The organism is Lysinibacillus sp. UGB7 (genome assembly GCF_049058285.1).
Lineage (GTDB): Bacteria > Bacillota > Bacilli > Bacillales_A > Planococcaceae > Lysinibacillus > Lysinibacillus sphaericus_B.
Genome location: NZ_JBMGUV010000036.1, coordinates 26998 through 50928 on the forward strand (window position 1 = coordinate 26998; position 23931 = coordinate 50928).

Genomic DNA, 23931 nt, shown 5'->3' on the forward strand with positions numbered 1-23931 from the left:
GTGTCATCGATTTTGAACGGAGCAGTTCGTGCTCACGACTGACAACATCTCGACGCTAAATTCGCTGGAGTGATTTTGATAGGAGGGGAAGCGACATGGCAGATTTGCGCATTGACTTAGCGGGGATAAAATCACCTAATCCATTTTGGCTCGCTTCAGCACCGCCAACGAATTCTGGCTATCAAGTGCAACGTGCATTTGAAGCGGGATGGGGCGGCGCTGTCTGGAAAACATTGGGGGAACCGATTTTAAATGTTTCTTCACGATTTGCAGCAGTTAGCTATAACGGACAAAGAGTAGCAGGTTTTAATAATATTGAACTGATTACAGATCGACCGTTAGAGGTAAATTTAAAAGAAATTTATGACACGAAAAAAAGGTTTCCTAATCATGCGATTATCGCTTCGCTAATGGTAGAGCCAAAGCAAGAAAAGTGGCATGAAATCGTAAAACGAGTAGAAGATGTGGGAGTTGATGGTCTTGAGCTTAACTTTGGTTGTCCACATGGGATGGCAGAACGAGGAATGGGTTCTGCCTCTGGTCAAGTCCCTGAATTGGTTGAAAAGCAAACGTATTGGGTGAAAGAAGCTGCACGTACACCCGTCATTGTAAAGCTAACGCCGAATATTACAGATATTACGGTTACAGCAGAAGCGGCAACTAGAGGCGGAGCCGATGCCATTAGTATGATAAATACGATTAATAGCTTAGCGGGTGTAGATTTAGATACGTGGAATACAGTGCCTCATGTTGCTGGCAAAGGCGCACATGGTGGCTATTGCGGCCCTGCTGTTAAACCGATTGCGCTCAATATGGTGGCAGAATGTGCACGAAATTCATTCATCAATGTACCTATTTCGGGCATCGGGGGTATTTCCAACTGGCAAGATGCTGCGGAATTTATGTTGATGGGCGCCACTGGAGTTCAAGTTTGTACAGCGGCGATGCACCATGGATTTAGTATTGTAGAGGACATGATTGATGGTCTCAATAATTATCTAGATGATAAGGGAATTGCTTCTGCAATGGATTTAGTGGGGCGGTCGGTACTACGTTATTCTGACTGGGGCAATTTAGACTTAAATTACAAAATCGTTGCTGAAATTAATAATGATGTATGCATTAACTGTAATAAATGCCATATCGCTTGTGAAGATACGTCACATCAATGTATCGATCTGTATTCAAAAAGTGGGCGTCCGATGCTGAAGGTTCGTGAAGAAGATTGTGTAGGCTGTAATTTATGTTCAATTGTTTGCCCGGTAGATGGAGCGATTACAATGGTTGAAAGAAAATCAGCTATTGCGCCTATGACTTGGAATGAACGTCAAGTGCTTATCAGTAGCCTATCTCGATAGTTACACGATGAATGATTTACTAAAATGCCACCTTTGTTCTGTAGATGTAACTAAACTCAATGAAGGAAAAACCTCTGGTAGTTGTCACGGAAATGTTTTCATTCGCTAGATGATGCCACTATTGGCGTTAGATGATGCCACTATTGGCGTTAGATGAACGCCATAATACCCCTGTAAAGTGGATGATGAGAAGACGCTTGAATGAAGAAAAAGCCTCCGGCGGATGCCAAGGATTTTGAAGGAAATTACTCGCAGATGTTAGCCTAGCTTTGTTGCAACCATCCGATAACGGCTAACTTAGCCCATGTCAAAATCCGGACTCAATTACGCCGAGACGTAATTGATTAAAAAGGAGCGAAATGTATGGAGAATGACGGGAATTATTTGAAATCCCCAGATTTACTTCCAGTGACACATCAACAAAGAAATATTGGCGCATTTGGTTTTGCGGTTATTTGGGTAGGGATGGCGATTGTTTTAGCTGCCTTTGCGATTGGTGGATCGGCTATTATGAGCTTACCAATGCCAATGGTTATTTTAGCGACATTAATCGGCTCGTGTTTAATCGGCATATTTATGACATTAATTGGTGATATCGGGATCGAGCATGGCTTATCATTTCCTGTATATATGCGCGCGCCATTCGGTACATTTGGCACGCATATACCGTCACTCGTTCGTGGCGTGACAGCGGCGTGTTGGTTTGGCATCAACACATATTTTGGTGCAATGGCGATTAATGGTATTTTGAATTTACTTTTTGGCTATAACAATTGGTTTATATGCTTCCTCGTTTTTGCTGCATTACAGTTATTCAATACATCGCTTGGCATTAAATCCATCGAGCGATTTGCAGATTTAGCAGCACCGATTATTATCTTAATCTCGTGCTGGATGTATATTACGCTGGCAGATAATGCAACTGCCCAAGGAAAAGATGTCTGGACTTGGGTAGAAGCACCAGCAACGGGTATGGCAGCCTTTACAGCGTTTATGGTCGTTATCATGGCAAACATGGGATTCTGGGCAACATTGGCAGCCGACATGCCCACACTTTCACGTTTCTTTAAAGCGCCAAAAAATGAACGTAATTGGTTCAAACGCAATAAAACGCAGTTAATTGGTTCACTGATCGTCATGCCTATTACCAATACTTTTATGATTGTAATTGGTGCAGTTTGTTATATGGCAGTGTCATCCGCTGATCCAATAAACGCCTTGCAACAAAGTGCAAGCGGCATTGTCTTAGGAATCCTATTGCTAATGATTGTATTAGCACAATGGTCTACGAATACATCGGCCAATGTCATTCCTGCAGCGACGATTTTTTCTAACATTGGTGGACCAAAAGTGCCGTTTTGGGTTGGCGTTGTCATTGCAGGGATTATTGGGATACTAGCACAGCCATGGAGTCTATTTGATGTTTTGGTCAATGCTCTATTAATCATTGGTGGTATTTTAACAGCCATCGTAGGAATTTTATTTGCCGATTATTATTTAATCCGTAAACGTCGCGTAAATGTAAAAGATCTTTACGAGTTAGACGGCCAATTTAAGTATTTGAAAGGCTTTAACTTAGCAGGTTTAATCGCTTGGATTATCGGTGGGGCCATAGCAAATATGTTTCCGACTTATTCATCATTAATTGGTTTCTTTGTTGGGGCCCTTCTTTATTATGTATTAGCGAAATATTGGTGGTTCAAAAAGTATCCACAAGCAGAACTAGGAGATCCAAGTGATGCCAAGTACTTAGGGATTACCGCGGGTCACAATTTAGATGAAATCTTTAGCCAAGAACAAGTACCTATGCCGCCTGTTATAGCAGATGAAGGGGATGCAGTAGAGTCAATTGACCCAGTACTCGAAATAAAAGGTGCTGAATAAAATAAAAGCAAGTGGATATTCCAGGGTAGCGAATTAAGGCCAGTAATGTTGAACAAAGCGAGGTGATGGCATGTCAGATTACTTACAAAGTCTGGATGAAATAAAGAAAGTGGATCACTTTTTGGACAGTGGCTATAAAATTCAGTATGTCTACGAAAACCTAAGTGGGATGTTTGTTGAATTTGGACGTCAGGAAGAAGTTGTTCTTTTACAGATTCTTACAGCAGATGCGCGTAAGTATTTCTCAGCAAAACTTCAAGAACAAACATTATTGCAGTGAGGCACAAATTTTATATGTAGTGGATATCACTCTATTCCATCATGCTCTTCAACTGATGGAATAGAGTTTTTACGTTGTTGGTGACTCAAAAGAAAAATATGCTTAGAGGACTCCTATATGCAATTTATTACCATATAGGAAGACGGGTGTTATTGTTCGAAGGACTTTTTACAGCCATAGAGATATGAATTCTAGTTTTCGCTCGTTATTTGATAGTCCTTAGATGAATTGACAGTCACAGAAAATGGTTGCTGCTCATTACCAGTCACATGTCCATTTATAGCGGGGGATTACTAAACCGTAAATAAGCCTATAAAAAGTATATAACTTATAAATACGATTAAAATGGATGAAATACTTAACGTGATAACACTACGAATGAAATGAATTTTATTTTCAACACCACCGAATCCAAAAAAATTTAATCCAAATGTTATAAGTGAGAGTAGGAGAATGGAACAGAAAGTAACTAGCCAAAAATTATTGGGTACATACAACCTTACCGATAGATTGAGAATGGTGAAAAATAGACATATGATGCTTAGAAAAAATGCCCATTTATTAAAAATTGTCAGCAAAAATATTCCTCCAATTTAAGATTCTAACTTCTTCTAAGACTAGACCAAATAGATCTGCTCCTCTATAAAAAGATAATGACCAGAACTTCACACTGTAACATTAAAGATAAGTAATTGTACATGAGGGTTTATTCTATCTTCACTTTTTTATAATGTTGCACATATTATGATGATGTCCATCAATATTTTTGAATAGGAGACAGAATTATGAAAAAAGTGAATCAAAATGCAATTAATTAGCACGTTACTTGAGAAAGAAATACTAGGGTGTCAATAAAAAGTTTTAATAAAAACATTGACTTCTAAAAGATATTCTTTTAGAGTGAATTTGTAAATTAAATATCCTCGTTAGGTGAGGCTCCTGTGTAGGAGATATGCTACTGCCCAGAAATGTCGAAAGACGCCAATGGGTCAACAGAAACCATCGACATAAGGTGGTTTTTAATGTAGCTGGCTTTGTCCTATGCCACACAGTGCTAAAGCTCTACGAATGGAGGAACAGATTTGCTACAATTTATTTGTTGTGCAATCAATGTACGTATATAGTACCGTGTAAACACCTTCATTCGATATGAGGGTGTTTTATTTTTTCTGTGAGGTGAGGAAAATGGATAACTATTCAGAACCAGACTCGAAGTATTATAAAAATGAACTAAATACACAGAATATCCATGAGGAATTTTAAATTATCTTTCTTAACGATTGTTTTATCGTTGGGGGAATATTTTTTTGTTCCTCAATGAAGGAGTGGTTGTTAAAATGATTAAAAATATGCCAAAAGACCAAATAACGCTTCAAATTATTAAGGCATTAAAAGAAGGAAAACAGAAAGAATTACAAGCAATATTAAAGGAACTCCAACCTTATGATATTGCACGAATTTTTGAGGAGCTACCAGAAAAACATCATACACGTTTCTTATTGTTTCTTACCCCTGAACAAATCGCTGAACTTATTCAAGAGCTTGAAAAAGTACATCAATTAAAAGTTCTAAATAAATTAGGGATCGAAAAATCAGGACAGGTAATGGATTTAATGGATAATGATGATTTAGCTTCGTTGTTAGAAAACCTATCTCCTGATAAAATTGAAGAACTTCTTTCAGGTATGAAGCAAGAAGAATCAAAAATTGTTCAAAATATCATGAACTATCCTCCTGAAACGGCAGGACGAATAATGACAAACCGTTTTGTGTGGATTCCTCAACACTATACTATTCGAGAATCAGTTGATAAACTTAAAATATTTGCAGAATTCTCAGAAACGATTAACTATTTATATGTAATCGATAATGAAAAAAAATTAGTAGGTGTTGTATCCTATCGAGATTTAATAATAAGTGATGAATTTGAAAAGATTCAAGATATTATGTATAGCAGAGTGATCTCCGTTTCTGCTGAAACGGACCAAGAAGAAGTAGCTCGTGTAATAGAGCGTTATGATTTTTTATCAGTTCCTGTTGTTGAAAAAAATAATGAATTAGTAGGTATTGTAACAGTTGACGATATTATTGACGTTGTTATTAAGGAAGCAAACGAAGATATTGAAAAACTTTCGGCATCTGGTAAAGCCATTGATTTTGACACGAAGGCACACGTGGCTGCGTATCGCCGACTTCCCTGGCTTATTTTACTTTTATTTATCGGATTAGTTTCAGGAACCATTATTAGTGGTTTTGAGGAAACATTATCCAAAGTTGTCGCACTTGCCTTCTTTATGCCTATGATTGCTGGGATGACTGGAAATACAGGTACTCAATCATTAGCTGTTGTTGTAAGAGGCCTAATTACTACCGACACTAATAAAGGCGTAGTTTTTAAACTTATTATTAGAGAACTTAAAGTTGGATTGATTATAGGCATTACCTGTGGCATATTAATCTCGATTATAGCCTATATTTGGCAAGGAAATCCGGTTTTAGGTTTAGTTGTTGGAAGTTCATTAGTTGTGACTCTAATTATTGGGACTTTAGCTGGGACTATTATTCCTTTAATCTTATATAAATTTAAAATCGATCCAGCAGTGGCATCTGGTCCATTAATTACAACACTAAATGATATTCTATCATTACTTATTTACTTTGGAATTGCAACAATGTTTATTTCAAAATTGATGTAGAGACGTAATTTAATCTAAATCATTTATCAAGTATTGTTAAGCGAACGGGGAATCGATCCTTAGTAAAAGAAGACTTGGTACGATAATTTAGAAATGATCAAACTTTTTTAAAATCCCAATCTAATCTGCTGAAAAAGAATCCATTTTGATCAATCTTTTGTCAAAATGGATTCTTTTTATAGTGTAAAATGCATCCTGTCCTAGCGGCTATTATTCTTTTACAGTGAAATTACTCTGACAAACCTTTAATTAAAATGAGAATATTCCGTATATTAAAAATATTTTGAAATAATATTCTGACAAATTCTCTATTACTTTTTTACCGGTTAAATATTACTTAAATGCTGTTTTTCCTAAAAATACAATTGTGTTTTTAGAAAGAATTTATTATTATTAGTAAAGTAATTTAATTGTGAAACAACATGAAGGAAAGAGGCTAATTCAAGTGGCAAATAAAGAATTAACAAGAGGCTTAGAGGCGCGTCATATTCAAATGATTGCTCTCGGTGGTACGATTGGTGTAGGGCTATTTATGGGTTCTGCAAGTGCCATTCAGTGGACAGGACCGTCTGTGCTACTTGCTTATGCTATATCAGGGATTTTTATATTTTTCATCATGCGTGCAATGGGTGAGATGCTTTATATGGAACCAAGCACAGGCTCATTTGCAACATTTGGTTATAAATATATCCATCCATTAGCAGGCTATTTAACGGCGTGGAGTAACTGGTTTCAGTGGATTATCGTTGGGATGTCCGAAATCATTGCCGTAGGAACATACATGCAGTATTGGTATCCAGATTTACCAGCGTGGATTCCAGGTTTTATCGCGATGGTCATTCTAGGTTTAGCGAACTTTATCTCCGTTAAATCGTTCGGAGAATTTGAATTCTGGTTTGCGATGATTAAAATCGTGACGATTATTCTCATGATTGTCGCAGGCTTTGGACTGATTTTCTTTGGTATTGGTAATGGAGGCATAGCGATAGGATTATCAAATCTTTGGGAACATGGCGGCTTCTTTACAGGTGGCTGGACTGGCTTCTTCTTTGCACTCTCATTGGTTGTAGCAGCTTACCAAGGCGTTGAACTTATCGGGATAACAGCGGGGGAAGCAAAAAATCCGCAAAAAACAATTACCAATGCGATTCAAAGTATTATTTGGCGTATTTTAATATTTTATATCGGCGCGATTTTTGTTATTATTACGGTTTACCCGTGGGATGAATTAGGTACAATTGGCAGTCCATTTGTAGCAACATTTGCAAAGGTAGGGATTACTGCAGCAGCAGGGATTATTAACTTTGTAGTCATTACAGCGGCAATGTCAGGCTGTAATAGTGGCATTTATAGCGCGGGACGTATGCTTTATACACTTGCCATGAACGGTCAAGCACCAAAATTCTTTGCAAAGCTTTCTAACAATGGCGTACCATTATTTGGGACAGCAGGTGTACTTGTTGGATTAGTCATTGGCGTTGTACTGAGTTATATTGCTCCTGAAAATCTATTTGTCTATGTGTATAGTGCGAGTGTACTTCCTGGGATGGTGCCATGGTTTATTATTTTGATTAGTCAAATTCGATTTAGAAAAGTAAAAGATGGACAACTGGCAAAACACCCGTTTAAAATGCCATTTGCGCCAATTACAAACTATGTAACAATTGCTTTTTTAATAATGGTACTAATCGGTATGTGGTTTAATGATGATACACGTGTGTCATTAATCGTAGGAATTGTTTTCCTTGTGCTTGTAACGATTAGCTTCTATGCTTTTGGTATCGGAAAAGGTCGTCCAGTTGACATGGATGATGACAACAACTAAAAATAATATTTAAAGATGTGTCTCATGCTTAGATGAGACACATCTTTTTTTTGTTACTGCTGTATGAGCATGTTTAGCTATTTTCCAGAAAATGATTTTTACATAATCAAACAAGAAAAGGACAAACTACATAAAAAATAGGAAGTTCAAAAATAAGGTCCTAGCGGTTCAATGCTATTAAGGGGTTGAAATGAAATGGAAGAGACAATACAACAAGCAATTGAATCGTTAAAGCATGAAATTCACAAAATAGATGATGCCATATTAAAAAAAGTAACGACGGATGTAGGAGAAGTGACGGTTATTTATATCTCCTCACTGGTAGAGAAATTGACCGTACAATCAATGGTATACATACCATTAGAGCGTCATATCAATCAAATTCTCCAAGTGGCCGAATATGTTGAGCTCGGAGATATGGAAACAATTAAGAAAAGTTTGAATTCGGGTCAAACGCTGATGTTTTTTCATCAATTAACTCAAATACGAACGATTGACACATATAGTGCCCCTACACGCTCGATAACAAATACCGAAACAGAATCAACGGTTATTGGACCACAGGATGCTTTTACAGAATCGTTAGAGACCAATATTTCTTTAGTAAAAAGGCGAATTCAAAACCCGATGCTAAAAAATGAAATTCGAACAGTAGGAACCGAGACAAATATTAAAATTTCAATTATGTATATGGATAATATTGTGAATAAGGAAAATTTAGAGAACCTGAGAGAACGCATAGATAAAATAGACTATCCTTTTTTTACGGATATTTCTGAATTGAAGCAATTGATTGAAGATAATCCATTATCACCATTTCCTCAGCATTATATGAGCGTGCGACCTGATAGTGTGAGTCAATACCTCATTGACGGACGAATTATCATATTTATGGACAATAGTCAGGCAGCAGTCGTTTGTCCAACATCCTTTTTTGAAATGTTCATTTCCATCGAAGATTATTATAACCGTTGGTCAACAGCATCGTTGCTTCGAATGCTTCGATTTTTTGGTTTTTTCCTGACGATTATCATCACACCGATGTATATATCTGCATTAACATTTCATCCAGAGATTCTGCCGTATGAACTGTTATTAAATCTTCAAGAGTCAAGAAGTAAGGTGCCATTTCCACCACTTATTGAAGTGTTGTTTATCGAGCTCATTATCGAAGTATTACGAGAAGCCGGCTCTCGAATGCCTGCAAAAGTCGGACAAACGATCGGTATCGTAGGCGGTATTGTGATTGGGACTGCGGCGGTGGAAGCAGGACTTTTAAGTAATATTCTTATTGTGTTGGTTGCCACTTCGGCATTACTTTCATTCCTACCACCTATTTTTTTAATGAGTAATACGAGTAGGTTTGTGCGTTATATATTTATCATATCAGCCGGTTTTTTTGGATTGTTCGGACAAATGCTAGCATTCGCCTGGTTAATAAACCATCTCCAGGGTTTGAAATCTTTAGGCACACCTTATATGACGCCTGTTATTCCTCGTAAAGCTAAAGATCTATTGGATAGTGTAATTCGATTTCCAACGAAGTATTTAACGGCAAAGAAGGGGATTTCAAGAGCTCAAAAAAAATAGCTGGTTTTATGGAAATAGAGGTGGTTAAACGTTGAGTACAAACAATAAGAAGCTTTTAAATTCATATCATGTCGTTTTTTTAGCACAAAGTACAATGATTGGAACAGGAATTCTTTCACTACCTCAAAAACTAAGTTCTTTAGGTTATAGTCAGGCGTTTATGCCACTTCTATTTGGTGTCATTGCAAGTCTAACACTGTGGCCGATGATTTGGATTAATTCGAAATATCCAAACGACAATTTATTTCAAATTAATGAGCTATTGCTAGGTAAATGGTTAGGCAAAATCATAAATTTTTTCTTTGTCCTTCAATTTATTGTTTTTTGTGCAGGGATTATTAGTAACTACATGCACCTTATTCAAAGTACAGCCCTCCAGGAGCAGACCATTACATTGCCAGTGTTTTGTTTTCTCCTATTACTTGTTTACATTGTAAGCGGTGATATTAAATCTATTGCAAGATTTTGCATAATTACCTTCTTTATTACGATAGGAATGGTTTTTTTTACTAGTTGGGCATTTGAGAAGGGCAATATGAGTCACTTTCTGCCTTTATTCAATTTCACGGGTGATGAATTTTATGAGGCTATAAAGAAAGGGTATTTATCTATTCTAGGATATGAATTAATCATGTTCTACTTTCCGTATATAATCCAACAAAAAAAAGCTTTTAAACATTCGTTAATAGGCATTTGGATAAGTATTCTAATTTGTTTTATTACCACGGCCATCAGTGTGATGTACTACTCGGAATGGCAACTGAAAAATGTAGAATTTTCAGTGTTAAACCTCTTTAAAGCAGGCGAATTTTCATTTGTTGAAAGGATCGATATTATCGGTATCACGTTATGGGTATTTTTAATATTATCAACTTCTGCTGCCTATCTATGGTGTGCAAAAAAGGGCGTGGATTCTCTACTATCGAAAAACAGTAAAGTGTATTTATATATATTAGCGATTGTCATTTTTTTTGTTGTGAAGATGCCGTTTTCGCGAGATTTCCAAGATCAATTATTTACCGGAAGTAATTATGTGGCTTATATGCTAATCATTTGGCCGGTCTTCTTAAGTATTGTTTATTTACTTCGAAAAAAGAAGCAGGTGCAGCCATGAGCAGAAAATTTCTTAGCATATCTGTTTTTCTTGTCCTATTGGTCGGTTGTTCAGAAAAGGAAATAAAAGTACCGTTGGAAGATGTAGGTATGGTGGGTATTATGGCTTTTGACTATATTGATGAAGATAAAACGCAATTAACTGTTGCAATACCACAATACTCTCCTCAGGCAGAGCAAAATACTCAAATTTTCTCTGTTGCAACAGACCTTGTCTCCAATGGGATTGTGGAAATTGAAAAGCTGTCTGATAAAAAAATTGTTTTCAACCAATTGCGCGTTGTTCTTGTAAATGAAGAGCTAGCACGGAACGGAGATGTTCGAAAATTAATTCAGCATTTATACAGAAATGCTGAGGTCGGTAACAAGGTACTCATTGCGGTCGTGAAGGAGCGAGGCGAAGAGATGCTGCGATATAAATACCCAGATAAGCCAAATATCAATTTTTATTTAAATGATTTATTGCAACCAAGCATTAATACCGCGTTTAATCCAAATACCAATATTCACGATTTTATGTATGAGATTACAAACCCAGTAATGGATCCAATTCTCCCGTTTATTGATAAAAATAATGACAAAATTGAGATTAAAGGAGTAGCGGTGTTTAAGGGTAATACTATGTTTGAAGTGATTAAGCCAGAAGAGGCCTTGATTATTCAGGCGATACAGGGGAGAAAAAATCTCGCTCCATTGGATATAAATATGAATCAAGGACATGGAGAAGAAAAATTGATGATTGACTTAATAGAAAATAGTGTGAAAATCAAGAGCAATAAGAATATGAAATCGCCTAAGTTAACGATTAAGTTAAAGATTAAGGGGACGCTAAGTGAGTACAAAGGTGAACGAGAAAATGTGTTGAATACCACGGATAGGTTAGCGGTTTTAGAGAACGATGTAAATAAAGCGCTTGAGAAGGACATTAAAAAGTTCTTCGATAAGCTGAATGACATAAAGGTGGATCCAAGTGGATTAAGTGAATATTTCAGAATGTACCATCATGGAAAATGGACGAAGGATAACACGAGAGAAATCATTAGTAAATTAGAAGTGGATGTCCAGGTGAAAACGTCTATTATCAGTACAGGTACTTTAAAATAAGTAAATTAAACAATGATGAGCTATCTTGCATTCGTTGAGCGACTTGTTGGATATGAATTTGAATTTGTAACGGACGCAGGCTGTTAAATTTTGCATCAACTTCGATAGTTAAAGCATCGTTAACCATAACATATGGAGACCTACTATGCCTAAGTAAATGACGAATATGCCTATCAAACAGTTGAAAAAGAACTTTTGGAATCGTTCGCCACTCTTTCTATCAACCAAATAGGACAGACAGGAAATAAAAGACGATAGCATAATTTTTACTAATAAAAACAAGGTTGGGCTAGTAACCCATAATAACTTCATTATTGGATTTAATTCTTCAATTTTATTTAGCGTTAGCCCGTAAAGCGTGGCAAAACCATCAAAAATATTCAAAATAGCAATGACCAAGCTAAGGGAAATGATATTAGGTTTTCGAATTATCATCACCCCTCTGTACAAATGTCGAGTTAGAAATGGCCGTGTTATCTAGGATAGTCAAGATTGGCGGTATTCATAAAGGAAATGAAGGTTTTTTATGACGAAGAGATAGGTGTGTTGAAAATCGACTGGTTCACGTATAGCACAAAAGGCAATTTATCATTCTTGGATGGAGTGACAAATTGCCTTTTTGATTTGCTATGAGTGAAGTTCCTTAGGTTATGTGTGAGGTTCCTTATGCTTTTCGCATAATAAAACTTAAATGTCTACCTGCTTGTTTGTCTTGACGATAAGAAAAACCGTCCGTGCTAACATACGTACATGTTGGATCTACCGTGATGTGTTGTGCTGGAATACCTACAAGCTCACATTGTTTTTTCACCGTTTGCTGATTATCAATGTGATATTTATTGGTTTCTGCATTGTAATACATGAATTCATCGGCGTAGCCGAGCTGCTTAAATTTTTCATACACATCCACATCAACCTCAAATTTCTGCTGGCTAAGTGCCATACCAATTTGTACGTAAAAATCTTGAGGGTGACATTGCTCCTGTTGTATCAAATGTTGGAAGAGCTGTAAGGTCACTTCCTTGACCGTTCCTTGCCAACCAGAATGAATCACACCGACCAGACCATTAACCTCATTATAAAAAATAACGGGTACACAATCGGCCGTAAAACTGCAGAGTAACAAATCTGGTTCAAAAGTATAGAGCGCATCGGTATTGGCTATGGCCGTATCTTTTTGCACAGCGCCTCGACCTATATCAGCAGGTGTTACCCGATGAAAATTAGCGCTATGCGTTTGTTGGGCACATACGAAATTATTCACATCGCACTGCAATGTAGCTGCTAACGTTTTCCGATTGTCAAGCACATCATCGGTACTAGTGCAGACATGGAAGGCCATATTGTTTTGTTCAAGCGCCATACTATCCTTCAAGGTAGTTCCTGCTATGAATTGCTCATTGTTGAAGTAAATTTTAGTTTTCATATCATCACCTCGTCTTACTATATATGATTGAATTGCCAATGTATAGCTTAGGCTATGTACAATTTTTTTCTTCGAATTGAATGAGCTGTAATACGTTTAGCTCATAAAAATAGAAAGCCTTGTTCCAGACATAATTGCTGAATTTCCGGTCATATAGTATCGGAGAAGACATTGTTTTTCCCGTTAAATATGTAGAAAAGGAGCATGTTGTGAATCAGCTTAACGTTCTGTTAATTTGCCAATTGGGCATGGGGCTATTTTGGATTATTACATACATACTCATTATAAAGCATGGCTTTCAAGACAAGAAATACGGTATGCCGATGGCGGCAATTTGTGCCAATATATCCTGGGAGTTCATCTTCACTTTTATATATCCACAAAATGATTTACAAAGAATGATTACTTTTGTGTGGTTTTTACTCGATATTGTTATTTTGCTGCAGTATTTAAGATATGGTCGTAAAGAATTTAAAAAAGTCATGTCCGCAACACTTTTTTATGCATCTTTCCTCATAACACTTGGGGTAAGTTTTCTAATTATCTTAGCAATGACACAGGAACTGAATGATATTGAAGGGAAATATGCTGCATTTTCTCAAAATCTGATGATGTCTGGTTTGTTTATTTCATTATTGTTATGGAGAGGAAACTTGGTTGGTCAATCTATGTCCATCGCCGTTTGTAAAATGATTGGTACTTTGTTTGCATCCGTTGGGTTCTTTCTTTATTTTAGTACACCATTGATAACAATTATCTCCGTAGCGACATTTATTTATGATTGGATTTATATAGTATTGCTTTATAGGTTTTATCATAAAAAAATCAATTTAAAAAGAACCTAGTTACTCTAAAAGGATGGTATTTCGTCAGAAGCGAATAGATAGCTGTAATGAAGATTACACTTCTTAGATTGATAAAAAAATAGTGGATTAGCAAAATCACGCTTTCACTAGTTGAGCGTGATTTTTTTGCTATTTAGTGAAGGTCCACTGAATGGAGTTTCACTTTACCCCGCAATAACGGTCAGTAAGACGCCGACCTCAAGTGGAAAGCAATGAGGTGGTCGAACAACTGACCGTAATAGCCCGATTGGTTCAACTACCAATAAGTGGAAGGTCCACTGAATGGAGTTTCACTTTATGGGTATATTTTTAGCTAGAAAGCTAGTGTTTTTCTAAAAAAGTTTATAGTAATTTATTCCTATTACAAATAGATTGCAAAATGATTACTAAAGAAAAAGGCGAGAAAAGCGTTATGAAAGGTATCTTGCGCTCAATCGCTCGTCTTGTCATACAATTGTAAAAATCCTTCCATATATTTAGTGATGAATAATTCTTTGAAACTATTTACCATGAATATAGAGCAAACTGGAAGGAATGATTTGATGTTTAAAAAAGTAAAAAAAGTGGCGATGGCCTCAGTATTATCGGTATCATTGTTAGTACCAATTAGCGCCATGGCAGCAGATTCATATACAGTAGTGTCAGGAGATTCTCTTTGGAAAATTGCCGTGAAAAACCAAACAGGTGTGCAGGAGCTGATTGATGCGAATCCACAACTGGCAAATCCGAATCAAATTAACCCAGGACAAAAAATTAATATTCCAACAAAAGAGCAAGTAACTGTAGAACAAGAAGTTGTTAAACTTGTCAATGCTGAACGTGCAAAAGCAGGTCTATCAGCGTTGAAAGAAGATTGGGAGCTTTCAAGAGTAGCAAAATACAAATCTCAAGATATGCATGACAAAAAATATTTTGACCACACAAGCCCAACTTACGGTACGCCATTTACAATGATGAAAAACTTTGGTATTAGCTATAAATCAGCAGGTGAAAACATTGCAAAGGGTCAGCGCTCAGCAGCAGAAGTTGTAAAGGCATGGATGAACAGTGAAGGACATCGAGCGAATATTATGAGTAAAAACTTTACCCATATCGGTGTAGGTTATGTAGCAGAAGGCAATTACTGGACACAAATGTTTACACAAAAATAACAAAAAAAGGGCTGTTCCCACGTCAGTATATACTGATAAGGGAGCAGCCTTTTTTCGTGTTATCCGTAACCCGCTGATTTTACCATTTCTTGAGAAGAATCGCTTTTGCCCTCGAATTGACGCCAAGTTTACTATAAATCGTTGATAAGTAAACGCGAACCGTCCCTTCCGATAGGTTAAGCTGTTGTGCGATTTCACGATTCGTTCCGCCATTTGCTAATACATTAAAGACCTCTTGTTCACGTGGCGTCAATAAATTGTCCATCTCGCTGTTTGCTGCGTCTTCTACTTGAAGATGTTGCAAATAGTGATGCGAAAGGGGCTGCCATTTAGAAGGATTCTCTTGTACCAGTTTAAAATACTTGATTAATAGGGGATGTATCTCTTTCTCGTCTAAAAAGGTACGAATATAGTAATAAGGTGCTCCTTGTGCTAATGCTTCATGTAAAAAATCTAGTGCCAAATTGGTGTTGCCAAGTCTGAGATGGCAAAGTGCCTCAAGAACAGTTGCTTCAATTATAGTGGCAATTTGTGTATCCTGCTGTGCTTTTGTTTTCGTTTGGATGACTATCGTTAAAGCATCTTCAGGTTGTTCTTTTAATAGTAACAATCGAGCGTAGACAAGCATCCAAAAGGGCTGTTTTGTTTTCGTTACTTGTAACTCCATTTCGGCATTCAAAGTATCACCTGCTAAAATGTAACAGTAAGCCTGCATGATACGAAGGGTCATCAACCAATGCTTTTCCTTGACCATATCCTTTACTTGCGTAAGCATGGCCTGTGCAGAAATCAATTGCTTTTCGGCTATATAAATTTTCGCCTTCAATAAATACATAGGGATAAATAAGCCAGGGTCTTTGAGTTGATGTCCATATTGGATAGCGATTTCAAGTTCTTTTTTGGCATAATCAATTAAGTTTCGCTCATATAAAGATTCTGCCGAAGTTCCATAGCTAAACGCTGTAACACTTGTTGTTTGATAAGTAGTATTTCGAAAAAGTTCTACTATAGCCGTACCTTCCTCCATTGTTGGTATTTTTCCTTTTGAGCCCGTACTGGTCCGTAGTAGTTTATATTCAAAAATATTATATTGCATCGGCACTTCATCCCAACGAGAGGGCACAGCTTCTTTTGCAAGTTGTTTTTGAAGTATTTCTTTGGCTTGATGTAAATCTCCACCTGTAGTAATGATGGCATAAGCCTTTACCGTTTCATAAATATACGCCATCGCTTCGTTTTCTTCCTTATCCATCCATTGCTCGGTGTGCTGGCGTAGTTCAAGCTCCTGCATAAATGAGGAGGCCTCTGCTATTTCCAGTGTAGAAAGAGCTGTAATAACGCCCATGACAAGCATTTCGCATGGAACCGTATAGTGTTGGTTTCGTAACTGATGTAGCCAACGCATAAAGGTAGCGGTTTGGCCAGACAAGTAAAGCGCAACTAGATGTTCTGTTATCCATATATCCGCCTGTTCGAAAAGATGATAGTGTAGTGCGAGTTCAATGGCAGAGATAAAATCCCCTTCATCATGCAAGAGAGTAGCTGTTTCATGCGCAAATGCCGTTACCTGTTGTACTGAAAATCTTTTTTTGAATTCGTTCTGTAAAGCTTCCACGAACAAATGGTGGTAGCGAAAAACAGGTTTTGTTGACTGTAAACGTACGATGAAAAGCCCTTTTTCCTCTAATTCTTCAAGTAGTTCATAGCTATCAATTCGCTGTGTAAGTCGATTACAAATAGCTGGATCAAGCTCAGGTAATATCGATGTATATAGAAGAAACTCTTGTGTAGGTGGTGGGAGCGTCGCGATAATTTCTTGTAGTAAAAATTCACTAACGAATGGCTGTGCGAGCTCATGCCATTGGTGTTCCGACTCTGATTCATTTATTAATCTAGTTAATAATAAGCCTGCTACCCAGCCCTCTGTTTTCTCCAAAATAAATTGTAGGGTTTCTTGATGGGGTAAGGTTACATTTTTCATGGCATAAAATTGCCCTATTTCCTGATAGGTAAAACGTAAGTTATCAGTAGTGAATTCATATAGCCATTGCTTGACGCGCCACTTTGCGATTGGCAATGGCAAGGCAGTGCGTGTTGTCAGATAAACGTGGACATGCGCTGGAAGTTGCTCGATAAATTGAGTCATCATTTGATGGATCAGCTGATTTTCAATTAAATGATAATCGTCCATGACGATATGTAACGTTTCTTCCATCGTATTGATTTCATGTAAAAAGGCGTCAATTAGGAATTCAACAGTAGCCGCATCTTGTGACTGCAAAAGTGGTTCCAGCACTTTGTCTATATCGGACTGACTGGCTTTTGCCACTGCATGTAGAACGTATGTCCAGTAACGAATAGGGTCATTATCAGCATGATCTATCGATATCCATGCAATTTGTTTGTCTGTTTGTATAAGCCATTGACTTAAAAGTGTTGTTTTGCCATAGCCAGCAGGTGCACGTATAATCGTTACTTTTTTTAAAGTGTTTTCGTGAAAAATATCGTACAACCTAGGTCTTTCCACAGCTTCGTCCAAGCTATAAGGGATTTTTATTTTAGAAGATAATAGAATATTGGGCAATTCATTTCCTCTCCTTAGTTCAAAAGATAGATAGCATATTTTATGGTAATGATTGAGAAAATTTCTATTAACTATCATTTTATTACAAATTCTAAGCATTTTACTAGTGTTAATCGTCAAAGCATTAACATACGTCAGTATTGCATTTCCATTTTTTATTTTACAGTGGTAGAGAAATACTTATAAAAAAATATAAGTATCACAATATGCAAAGAGGGAGGTTTCTTTTAAAAAGCAGTTTGCACTTATGGTTCATAGTTGTCGTATTTTCACAACTAAGTAGTCTACCAGTTCATGCGGTAGGTAATGCAAGAGAGATTATATCGTCACCAATGCAAAAGATACCGGTATCATCATTACATCTAAAGTTAAATCACAAATGAGAACGTGGTGATTCAAGTACGATTGGGGGCAACCGGCTCCAGAATATTGAAAAAACACGGGAGGTTCGAAATTTATGCACACTACAATTGATATCGATCTTAAATTAAAACAGGGGTTCCGGTCTTTATTCCCGGATTATGCAACAAAACTAGAGAAGGCTAGTTCACAAGAGGAGATCAATAAGCTTCAAACAATCTTCATTGAGGAAAGAAAGCAAGCACTGGCGGACGCTCTAGGCAAAGACATCACCGAGTTGGAGGCAAGCGATCAAACAGCAGCAATTCCTTTGAAAAAGGAGACTTATGAAATTCTCATCAATGCAACTGGGGATGACATCAAAAGACAGCTTCATGTCATTATTGATGGTCTTGAACGATTAAAAGGGTTAGAAAAAGATGATGCAGGCATTGTCACTGCACAAATCCTTCTTTCTGGTGTATTAGGAATCGGCTTTTTATCAACTTCGACAGTAGTGGCAAAATTGGCAGTCGGAGCTGCAGAAGCAATTGCCGCTCTAGCTGGTGTTACAGCTGCGACGGTTGGAGTAGTTGTTGCGGTTGCAGCGCTTGTTATCGTAGCTATCATTATTCCTATCATTTATTTTATGAAAAAACCAGCAAATGCTATTGTGTTGTTAATTAATGAATTGGACAAGCCTCTTACATTTGTTAGTGATCATAATGTTCATGGCAAACCAATGCTCATGACTACGCCTATTCCCGAAGGTGTCGAGATCCCTGGGGTAGCTAAATATCCAGTAGCCGGATTAATTGCAACCGAGAAGCGAGATAGTGCTTTAGTAGGGACACAATATGGCTTTACAATGCAATATGGCAGTACAGGCACTAATTTTTCATTTGGTGTAGAATGTCCGTTAACATCCCTTTCTACTGATAATAATTGTTATTGTGCCATAGACGAAAGTGCTAAAACAGTTGCTGAAAGAACTTCCAATAAAAATAAGCAATTCTGGGAAGCTGAAAAAGACGGCCTCAAATTGAGCATTCGTTGCAACTCAGGAAGTGGCTCGATCGCTTATTACGTAGCACGAGCATATAGAGCATAAAAACAGAACAAATATCCCTGACTATCCAACCTGATGTGGTGGTTAGTTAGGGATATTCATGTTATATGAAGTTGATAAAAAGTGAAGTAACACTACTATTTATTATTTTTTTATTGTTAATAGTCAATCATTAACATTCCTCAGTATCGAACAACTATTTGTTATTTTACAGTGTAAAGGAGACGTTTTTCGAGGAGGAATAATAAATGAAGAAAAATAAACGGGTGGGATTGGTGGTTCTTACTTTTTTATTATCCGTTATAGTACCTGATTTTGCACCACATGCTGCAGGAGCTACAGTAACAAAATCCTATACAGCAACTGCAGATACGATGGATTTAAGGGGTCATCAGGATTATGACGGTGTTTATGATAATGTTGATGATGGTTTGCTATATGTAGGTATGAGCAATAATGACGGTTTCGTCAATGTTCGGAATCGAATGGCCACAACATTTGATCTAGGTGTGCCAGAAGGGAATATTGTGTCAGCAGAGCTGGGCTTGACGGTTGCAACTGTCATCAGAAACCCTGGTCAAACCTTGTATATGGAGGCAAGGGGCTCTGCTGCGGATGATTTGAATTATGTAAATTTCCCCTCAATAGATACGAATAGCCCCTATGCAGATAAGTTCACCGCTAAAAGTACTGCTGAGGTGCCGATGGGTACTTATCTTGAGAATCAAACGATTATGCTCAATGTCAAGAGCGCTATTGACGCTTTCACAGATAGTTCTGATCGTAAAATAACTTTTATACTCAACGGCAATGAAGCTGATGCAGATAGCGGCAGATTTCTACTTTATTCTTTGGAAAATTCGAATGCTGCTTTTCGACCGAAGCTGATTGTTACTTATGAGACAGGGACACTTGCTAATAACCCTCCAGTGGGTTCCTTCACGATTCTGGAAGGCGCAATGACAAGTACTAGTACTGTCAATCTATCTATAACTGGATCAGATCCTGATATAGGTGATAGTGTTACGCATATGAGGTTTGCAAATAGCGCTGCTAATTTATCAGCAGCATCTTGGCTGCCCTTCAGCAATACTGCAACATTCAGTCTAACTGGCGGAGATGGGGCGAAGACCATCTATATGCAATTGAGGGATTCCAACAACGGGATCTCAGCCAATTCTTCTCAGTCCATTCTATTGGATCAGACAGCACCAACGGGTACACTAATCATTAATGATGGTGCTACATGGACGAAATCGGACACGGTTACATTGAAAGGAACCTATACGGATGGAAGCGGTTCAGGAGTTGAGCAAGCACGTCTCTCAAATATCATTGGCAGTTGGCAGACTAGCTGGTTTAACATCACTGACTTGAACGGGAAGTCGTGGGCCCTTCCGGCTGGCGGGGGAGCGAAAACCATTTATGTGCAATTTAAAGATAAAGTTGGTAATACGAGTACTGGTACAATTAGCAGTATGATTACAGTTGATACGATAGCCCCGATTATTTCGAATGTAGAGCATGGCAAAGTATATAACAACAAGGTGAATGCGGTATTTAATGAGGGTAGTGGGCTACTCAATGGCAACCCCTACACAAGTGGTACTGATATCACCCAGGATGGAACGTATACGCTAATCGTAACGGATACAGCAGGCAATAGTACGACGGTGACCTTCAAGATTGATACGACTGCGCCTATTGTGACGGGAGTAACGAACGGTGGGATATATAAATCGAATGTTACCGTTACATTCAACGAAGGAACGGCGACATTGAACGGTACAGCTCTTATTAGCGGTATGCTGGTTACAATGGATGGTATGTATACACTTGTAGTAACAGATTCAGCCGGTAATGTCACGACGGTAAATTTCATGATTGATACGGAAGCACCGCTCGTAACAGGTGTAACAAATGGTGGTATTTACAAAGACAAGGTGACAATCACATTCAATGAGGGAACGGCAACGTTGAATGGAGCGGCTTTTGCCAGCGGTACGGAAATTGGTCAGGATGGAAGCTATACACTAATCGTAACGGATGCGGCAGGCAATGTTACGACGGTAAATTTCATGATTGACAGGACAGCACCTACTGTAACGGGCATAACCAATGGTGGTGCTTACAAAGACAAGGTAACAATTGGATTTAATAAGGGAACCGCGACGTTAAATGGAGTAGCCTTCACGAGTGGAACGGAAGTGGACCAGGAAGGAATGTACACGTTCGTCTTACCAGATGCATCAGGCCATGTTACAACGATACACTTCACGATTGACAAGACAGCACCAACTGTCACAGGAGTAACAAATGGAGGTAATTACAAAGATAAAGTAACAGTCGGATTCAATGAAGGAACTGCAACGTTGAATGGAGTAATTTTTGCCAGTGGTCACGAAATTAATCAGGATGGAAGCTATACACTGGTCGTAGCGGATACAGCAGGCAATGTCACAACAATAAGCTTCACTATTGACAGCACAGCACCAACTGTCACAGGAGTAACAAATGGAGGTGTTTATAAAGACAAGGTAACAATCGTATTTAATAAGGGAACGGCGACATTGAATGGAGTAGCCTTCACGAGTGAAACAAAGGTAGACAAGGAAGGAACGTACACGTTGGTTGTCACAAATCCAGCAGGCCGTGTCACAACGATAAATTTTAAGATTGATAGAACAGCGCCCACAGGAACAATTGTTATTAATGGAGGTTCTGCTACGACAAATAGTAATTCGGTTACACTTAGTCTAACTTCATCGGATGGTTCGGGAAGTGGAGTCGCCGAGATGCGTTTTTCCACAGATGAACTAAAGTGGTCAGCTTGGGAAAAAGTATCACTCTCAAAAAAATGGAGCTTTACTGAAGAAGAGGGACAGAAGAAGCTTTACGTTCAATTCCGAGATGCTGCTGGTAATAGTAGCATAACAAGCATGGCAACAATTGATTACAGGCCAAGTGGTGGCTCAGATAGTGGTAGTTCTAATAATGGCGGTTCAGGCAGTAATAACTCGAACACGAATAATTCAAATAGTGGAAATTCCAACAGCAATGTAGGAAATGAATCACCTCCTACACAGATCGTTACAACAAATGGCATAATAACTGTTCCAGTAGGAAGCTCTGGTGAAACTAGTGTTGGTGAAGAAATCAATGTTTCTATTCCAGTTGGCGTAGCACAGCAAGAACTAACAATAACAGTAGAGAAATTACGCGATATCACGAACCTTTTAAGTAACGGACAACGTCTTATTAGCCCAATATTTGAATTACACAAAAATAGCGCAGGGAATATAAAGAAACCTCTTACGTTAACAATGAAGTTCGACTCTTCAAAGGTTGGCAAGGATCAATACGCTTCCATTTTCTCTTATGATCCTTTGAAAAAAGAATGGCTAGAGATGAAAGGTACGACTAAGGGTGACTTTATCACAGTTTCGACAGATGAATTTACTAAGTTTGCGGTATTTATTGTCGACAAGTCTCAGCCAATCTCTTTTTCAGATATTAATGGACATTGGGCACAAGACATGATTGAAGATATTGCGGCTCGTGGGATTATCACAGGCTATCCTGATGGCTCTTTCCGACCGAATGAACCGATTCAACGCCAGCATGTTGCGGTGATGGTTGCACGTGGGTTCCAATTAACAGCAAAACGGGATGCTGTAGCGTTTAGTGATGTACCGACAAGTCATCCGTATGATGAGGCGATTACCTTACTTCAGCAAGCAGGTATTGTGGATGGGTCAAATGGAGCTTTTTATCCAAATGCAAATATGACACGTGCACAACTGGCGAAAATACTTGTACTCGCATTTGGTATCACACCAAGTGGAACGAGTACCTTCCAAGATGTTCCAGTTATGCATTGGAGTTATGATTACATTGCTGCACTTGCAGATAACGGCATTGCCTTAGGGGATAAAGGCAACTTCAGACCAGAAGAGTTTGTGACACGTGCGCAATTCGTGGCCTTTTTGTATAGAGCGCTGAATCAATAACTATTGAAAAGGGCTGGGACAAAACAACTCACCTCAAAAATGAAAAACCTCGAAAATTTTAAGATTAGTAAAATCTTCGAGGCTTTGTTTTTTTAGTCTACTTCGTAGTCATTTTTCTCCGCTACGGCGGACGCTTTCCGCGGGCACAGGCTCCAGCCTTCTCCCTCGCTTCGCTCAGTCCGGGTGCTTCCGCTTGTGCTGTTCCCGCAGGAGCCGCCGCCTTCGCTCCGAACAACTATTGAAACACTTCTATTTCAATTAAATCTATTCATAATTCTAGGCATAAAAAAAGGACATCTTCTGAAAAAATTTAAGTACCTCTACAAAAATTAACACAGAGCAATGATTTACCGTCAACGTAAAGTTGACGTGGAGCCAGTTTTCGGGTTCTTGAAAGCTATTTTAGGTTTCACACGATTTTCTGTCCGTGGAAAATCGAAAGCTGAGAACGAAATCGGCCTTACATTAATGGCCGTAAATTTAAGAAAATATGCGGTACGAGGATAATCCTCCACTACATATTGTCAAAATCAAACGCAAAAATCAAGATTGCATCATGCAATCTCGATTTTTTACGTGAACTGTAACTATTTATGTCTCAGCCTCTTTCTTACGATTAGTCAACCTTATTGAATCAATTTCATAATACGTATTTTA

General features: G+C 38.0%; 16 protein-coding genes, 1 pseudogene and 1 riboswitch. Of the genes and pseudogenes, 14 read left to right on the top strand and 3 right to left on the bottom strand.

The genetic code is table 11. The features are described from left to right. Positions 1 to 95: 95 nt before the first annotated feature. The 9 genes from preA (at position 96) to ACOMCU_RS23355 (ending at position 11850) form a co-directional block, all read left to right on the top strand. Entirely contained in the window at positions 96 to 1358 is a 1263-nt protein-coding gene (gene preA / locus ACOMCU_RS23315) for an NAD-dependent dihydropyrimidine dehydrogenase subunit PreA (protein WP_421051569.1), read from the top strand. 363 nt (positions 1359 to 1721) lie between these two features. After that, positions 1722 to 3242 carry an NCS1 family transporter gene (locus ACOMCU_RS23320; protein ID WP_421051570.1) on the top strand — a complete coding sequence of 507 codons (1521 nt, stop codon included), beginning with the start codon at positions 1722 to 1724 and terminating at the stop codon, positions 3240 to 3242. A 70-nt stretch (positions 3243 to 3312) separates the two neighbouring features. Then, positions 3313 to 3522: a hypothetical protein gene (locus ACOMCU_RS23325; RefSeq protein WP_010858879.1), complete on the top strand. Its 210-nt coding sequence runs from the start codon at positions 3313 to 3315 to the stop codon at positions 3520 to 3522. 453 nt (positions 3523 to 3975) lie between these two features. After that, on the top strand, positions 3976 to 4119 hold the full coding sequence (locus ACOMCU_RS23330; protein ID WP_155242390.1) for a hypothetical protein: 144 nt from the start codon (positions 3976 to 3978) through the stop codon (positions 4117 to 4119). Positions 4120 to 4437: 318 nt separating this feature from the next. Further along, positions 4438 to 4603: riboswitch (M-box (ykoK) riboswitch) on the top strand. A gap of 256 nt (positions 4604 to 4859) precedes the next feature. Beyond that, positions 4860 to 6218, top strand: a complete 1359-nt coding sequence (mgtE, locus tag ACOMCU_RS23335; RefSeq protein ID WP_421051571.1) for a magnesium transporter — start codon at positions 4860 to 4862, stop codon at positions 6216 to 6218. Between the two features lie 445 nt (positions 6219 to 6663). Beyond that, positions 6664 to 8043, top strand: coding sequence for an amino acid permease (locus ACOMCU_RS23340; RefSeq protein ID WP_010858881.1), 1380 nt, complete (start codon positions 6664 to 6666; stop codon positions 8041 to 8043). A gap of 195 nt (positions 8044 to 8238) precedes the next feature. Beyond that, a complete protein-coding gene (locus ACOMCU_RS23345; RefSeq protein WP_421051572.1) occupies positions 8239 to 9633 on the top strand; it encodes a spore germination protein in 1395 nt (464 codons plus the stop codon). Between the two features lie 31 nt (positions 9634 to 9664). Further along, the gene (locus tag ACOMCU_RS23350; RefSeq protein WP_010858883.1) at positions 9665 to 10747 is read left to right on the top strand and encodes a GerAB/ArcD/ProY family transporter; all 1083 of its coding nucleotides are present in this window, start codon (positions 9665 to 9667) and stop codon (positions 10745 to 10747) included. After that, a complete protein-coding gene (locus ACOMCU_RS23355) occupies positions 10744 to 11850 on the top strand; it encodes a Ger(x)C family spore germination protein (protein WP_421051573.1) in 1107 nt (368 codons plus the stop codon). Before ACOMCU_RS23350 ends, ACOMCU_RS23355 begins: the two co-directional genes overlap by 4 nt. Positions 11851 to 11958: 108 nt before the next feature. On the opposite strand, the gene ACOMCU_RS23360 is transcribed toward ACOMCU_RS23355, so the two are convergent. Continuing rightward, complete coding sequence (locus ACOMCU_RS23360; RefSeq protein WP_421051574.1) at positions 11959 to 12285, bottom strand: DUF5658 family protein; 327 nt, start codon at positions 12283 to 12285, stop codon at positions 11959 to 11961. Between the two features lie 229 nt (positions 12286 to 12514). After that, positions 12515 to 13276, bottom strand: coding sequence for a peptidoglycan editing factor PgeF (gene pgeF, locus ACOMCU_RS23365; protein ID WP_421051576.1), 762 nt, complete (start codon positions 13274 to 13276; stop codon positions 12515 to 12517). 209 nt (positions 13277 to 13485) lie between these two features. Between pgeF and ACOMCU_RS23370 the strand changes: the two genes are divergently transcribed. Next, on the top strand, positions 13486 to 14121 hold the full coding sequence (locus ACOMCU_RS23370) for a hypothetical protein (protein ID WP_421051577.1): 636 nt from the start codon (positions 13486 to 13488) through the stop codon (positions 14119 to 14121). 542 nt (positions 14122 to 14663) lie between these two features. Then, complete coding sequence (gene safA, locus ACOMCU_RS23375; RefSeq protein WP_421051579.1) at positions 14664 to 15272, top strand: SafA/ExsA family spore coat assembly protein; 609 nt, start codon at positions 14664 to 14666, stop codon at positions 15270 to 15272. 79 nt (positions 15273 to 15351) lie between these two features. Here safA and ACOMCU_RS23380 read toward each other — a convergent pair whose 3' ends face one another. Beyond that, positions 15352 to 17856: a LuxR C-terminal-related transcriptional regulator gene (locus ACOMCU_RS23380; RefSeq protein WP_421051580.1), complete on the bottom strand. Its 2505-nt coding sequence runs from the start codon at positions 17854 to 17856 to the stop codon at positions 15352 to 15354. 457 nt (positions 17857 to 18313) lie between these two features. Here ACOMCU_RS23380 and ACOMCU_RS23385 point away from each other — a divergent pair, with 457 nt between their 5' ends. From ACOMCU_RS23385 to ACOMCU_RS23395, 3 genes and pseudogenes are all read left to right on the top strand, one after another. Continuing rightward, positions 18314 to 19306: a hypothetical protein gene (locus ACOMCU_RS23385; protein ID WP_421051581.1), complete on the top strand. Its 993-nt coding sequence runs from the start codon at positions 18314 to 18316 to the stop codon at positions 19304 to 19306. A gap of 206 nt (positions 19307 to 19512) precedes the next feature. Beyond that, positions 19513 to 23274, top strand: coding sequence for an S-layer homology domain-containing protein (locus tag ACOMCU_RS23390; RefSeq protein ID WP_421051582.1), 3762 nt, complete (start codon positions 19513 to 19515; stop codon positions 23272 to 23274). A gap of 345 nt (positions 23275 to 23619) precedes the next feature. Beyond that, positions 23620 to 23781 (top strand): annotated as a pseudogene (locus ACOMCU_RS23395) (transposase); the annotation flags it as partial. Between the last annotated feature and the right edge of the window lie 150 nt (positions 23782 to 23931).

Excerpts from the sequence above, each read along its gene's own strand:
- ACOMCU_RS23320 (WP_421051570.1), top strand. The coding sequence starts at position 1,722 with ATGGAGAATGACGGGAATTATTTGAAATCCCCAGATTTACTTCCAGTG.
- ACOMCU_RS23345 (WP_421051572.1), top strand. The coding sequence starts at position 8,239 with ATGGAAGAGACAATACAACAAGCAATTGAATCGTTAAAGCATGAAATT.
- ACOMCU_RS23390 (WP_421051582.1), top strand. The coding sequence starts at position 19,513 with ATGAAGAAAAATAAACGGGTGGGATTGGTGGTTCTTACTTTTTTATTA.
- ACOMCU_RS23325 (WP_010858879.1), top strand. The coding sequence starts at position 3,313 with ATGTCAGATTACTTACAAAGTCTGGATGAAATAAAGAAAGTGGATCAC.
- ACOMCU_RS23385 (WP_421051581.1), top strand. The coding sequence starts at position 18,314 with ATGCACACTACAATTGATATCGATCTTAAATTAAAACAGGGGTTCCGG.
- ACOMCU_RS23355 (WP_421051573.1), top strand. The coding sequence starts at position 10,744 with ATGAGCAGAAAATTTCTTAGCATATCTGTTTTTCTTGTCCTATTGGTC.
- ACOMCU_RS23360 (WP_421051574.1), bottom strand. The coding sequence starts at position 12,285 with ATGATAATTCGAAAACCTAATATCATTTCCCTTAGCTTGGTCATTGCT.
- preA (WP_421051569.1), top strand. The coding sequence starts at position 96 with ATGGCAGATTTGCGCATTGACTTAGCGGGGATAAAATCACCTAATCCA.
- pgeF (WP_421051576.1), bottom strand. The coding sequence starts at position 13,276 with ATGAAAACTAAAATTTACTTCAACAATGAGCAATTCATAGCAGGAACT.
- ACOMCU_RS23330 (WP_155242390.1), top strand. The coding sequence starts at position 3,976 with ATGGAACAGAAAGTAACTAGCCAAAAATTATTGGGTACATACAACCTT.
- mgtE (WP_421051571.1), top strand. The coding sequence starts at position 4,860 with ATGATTAAAAATATGCCAAAAGACCAAATAACGCTTCAAATTATTAAG.
- safA (WP_421051579.1), top strand. The coding sequence starts at position 14,664 with ATGTTTAAAAAAGTAAAAAAAGTGGCGATGGCCTCAGTATTATCGGTA.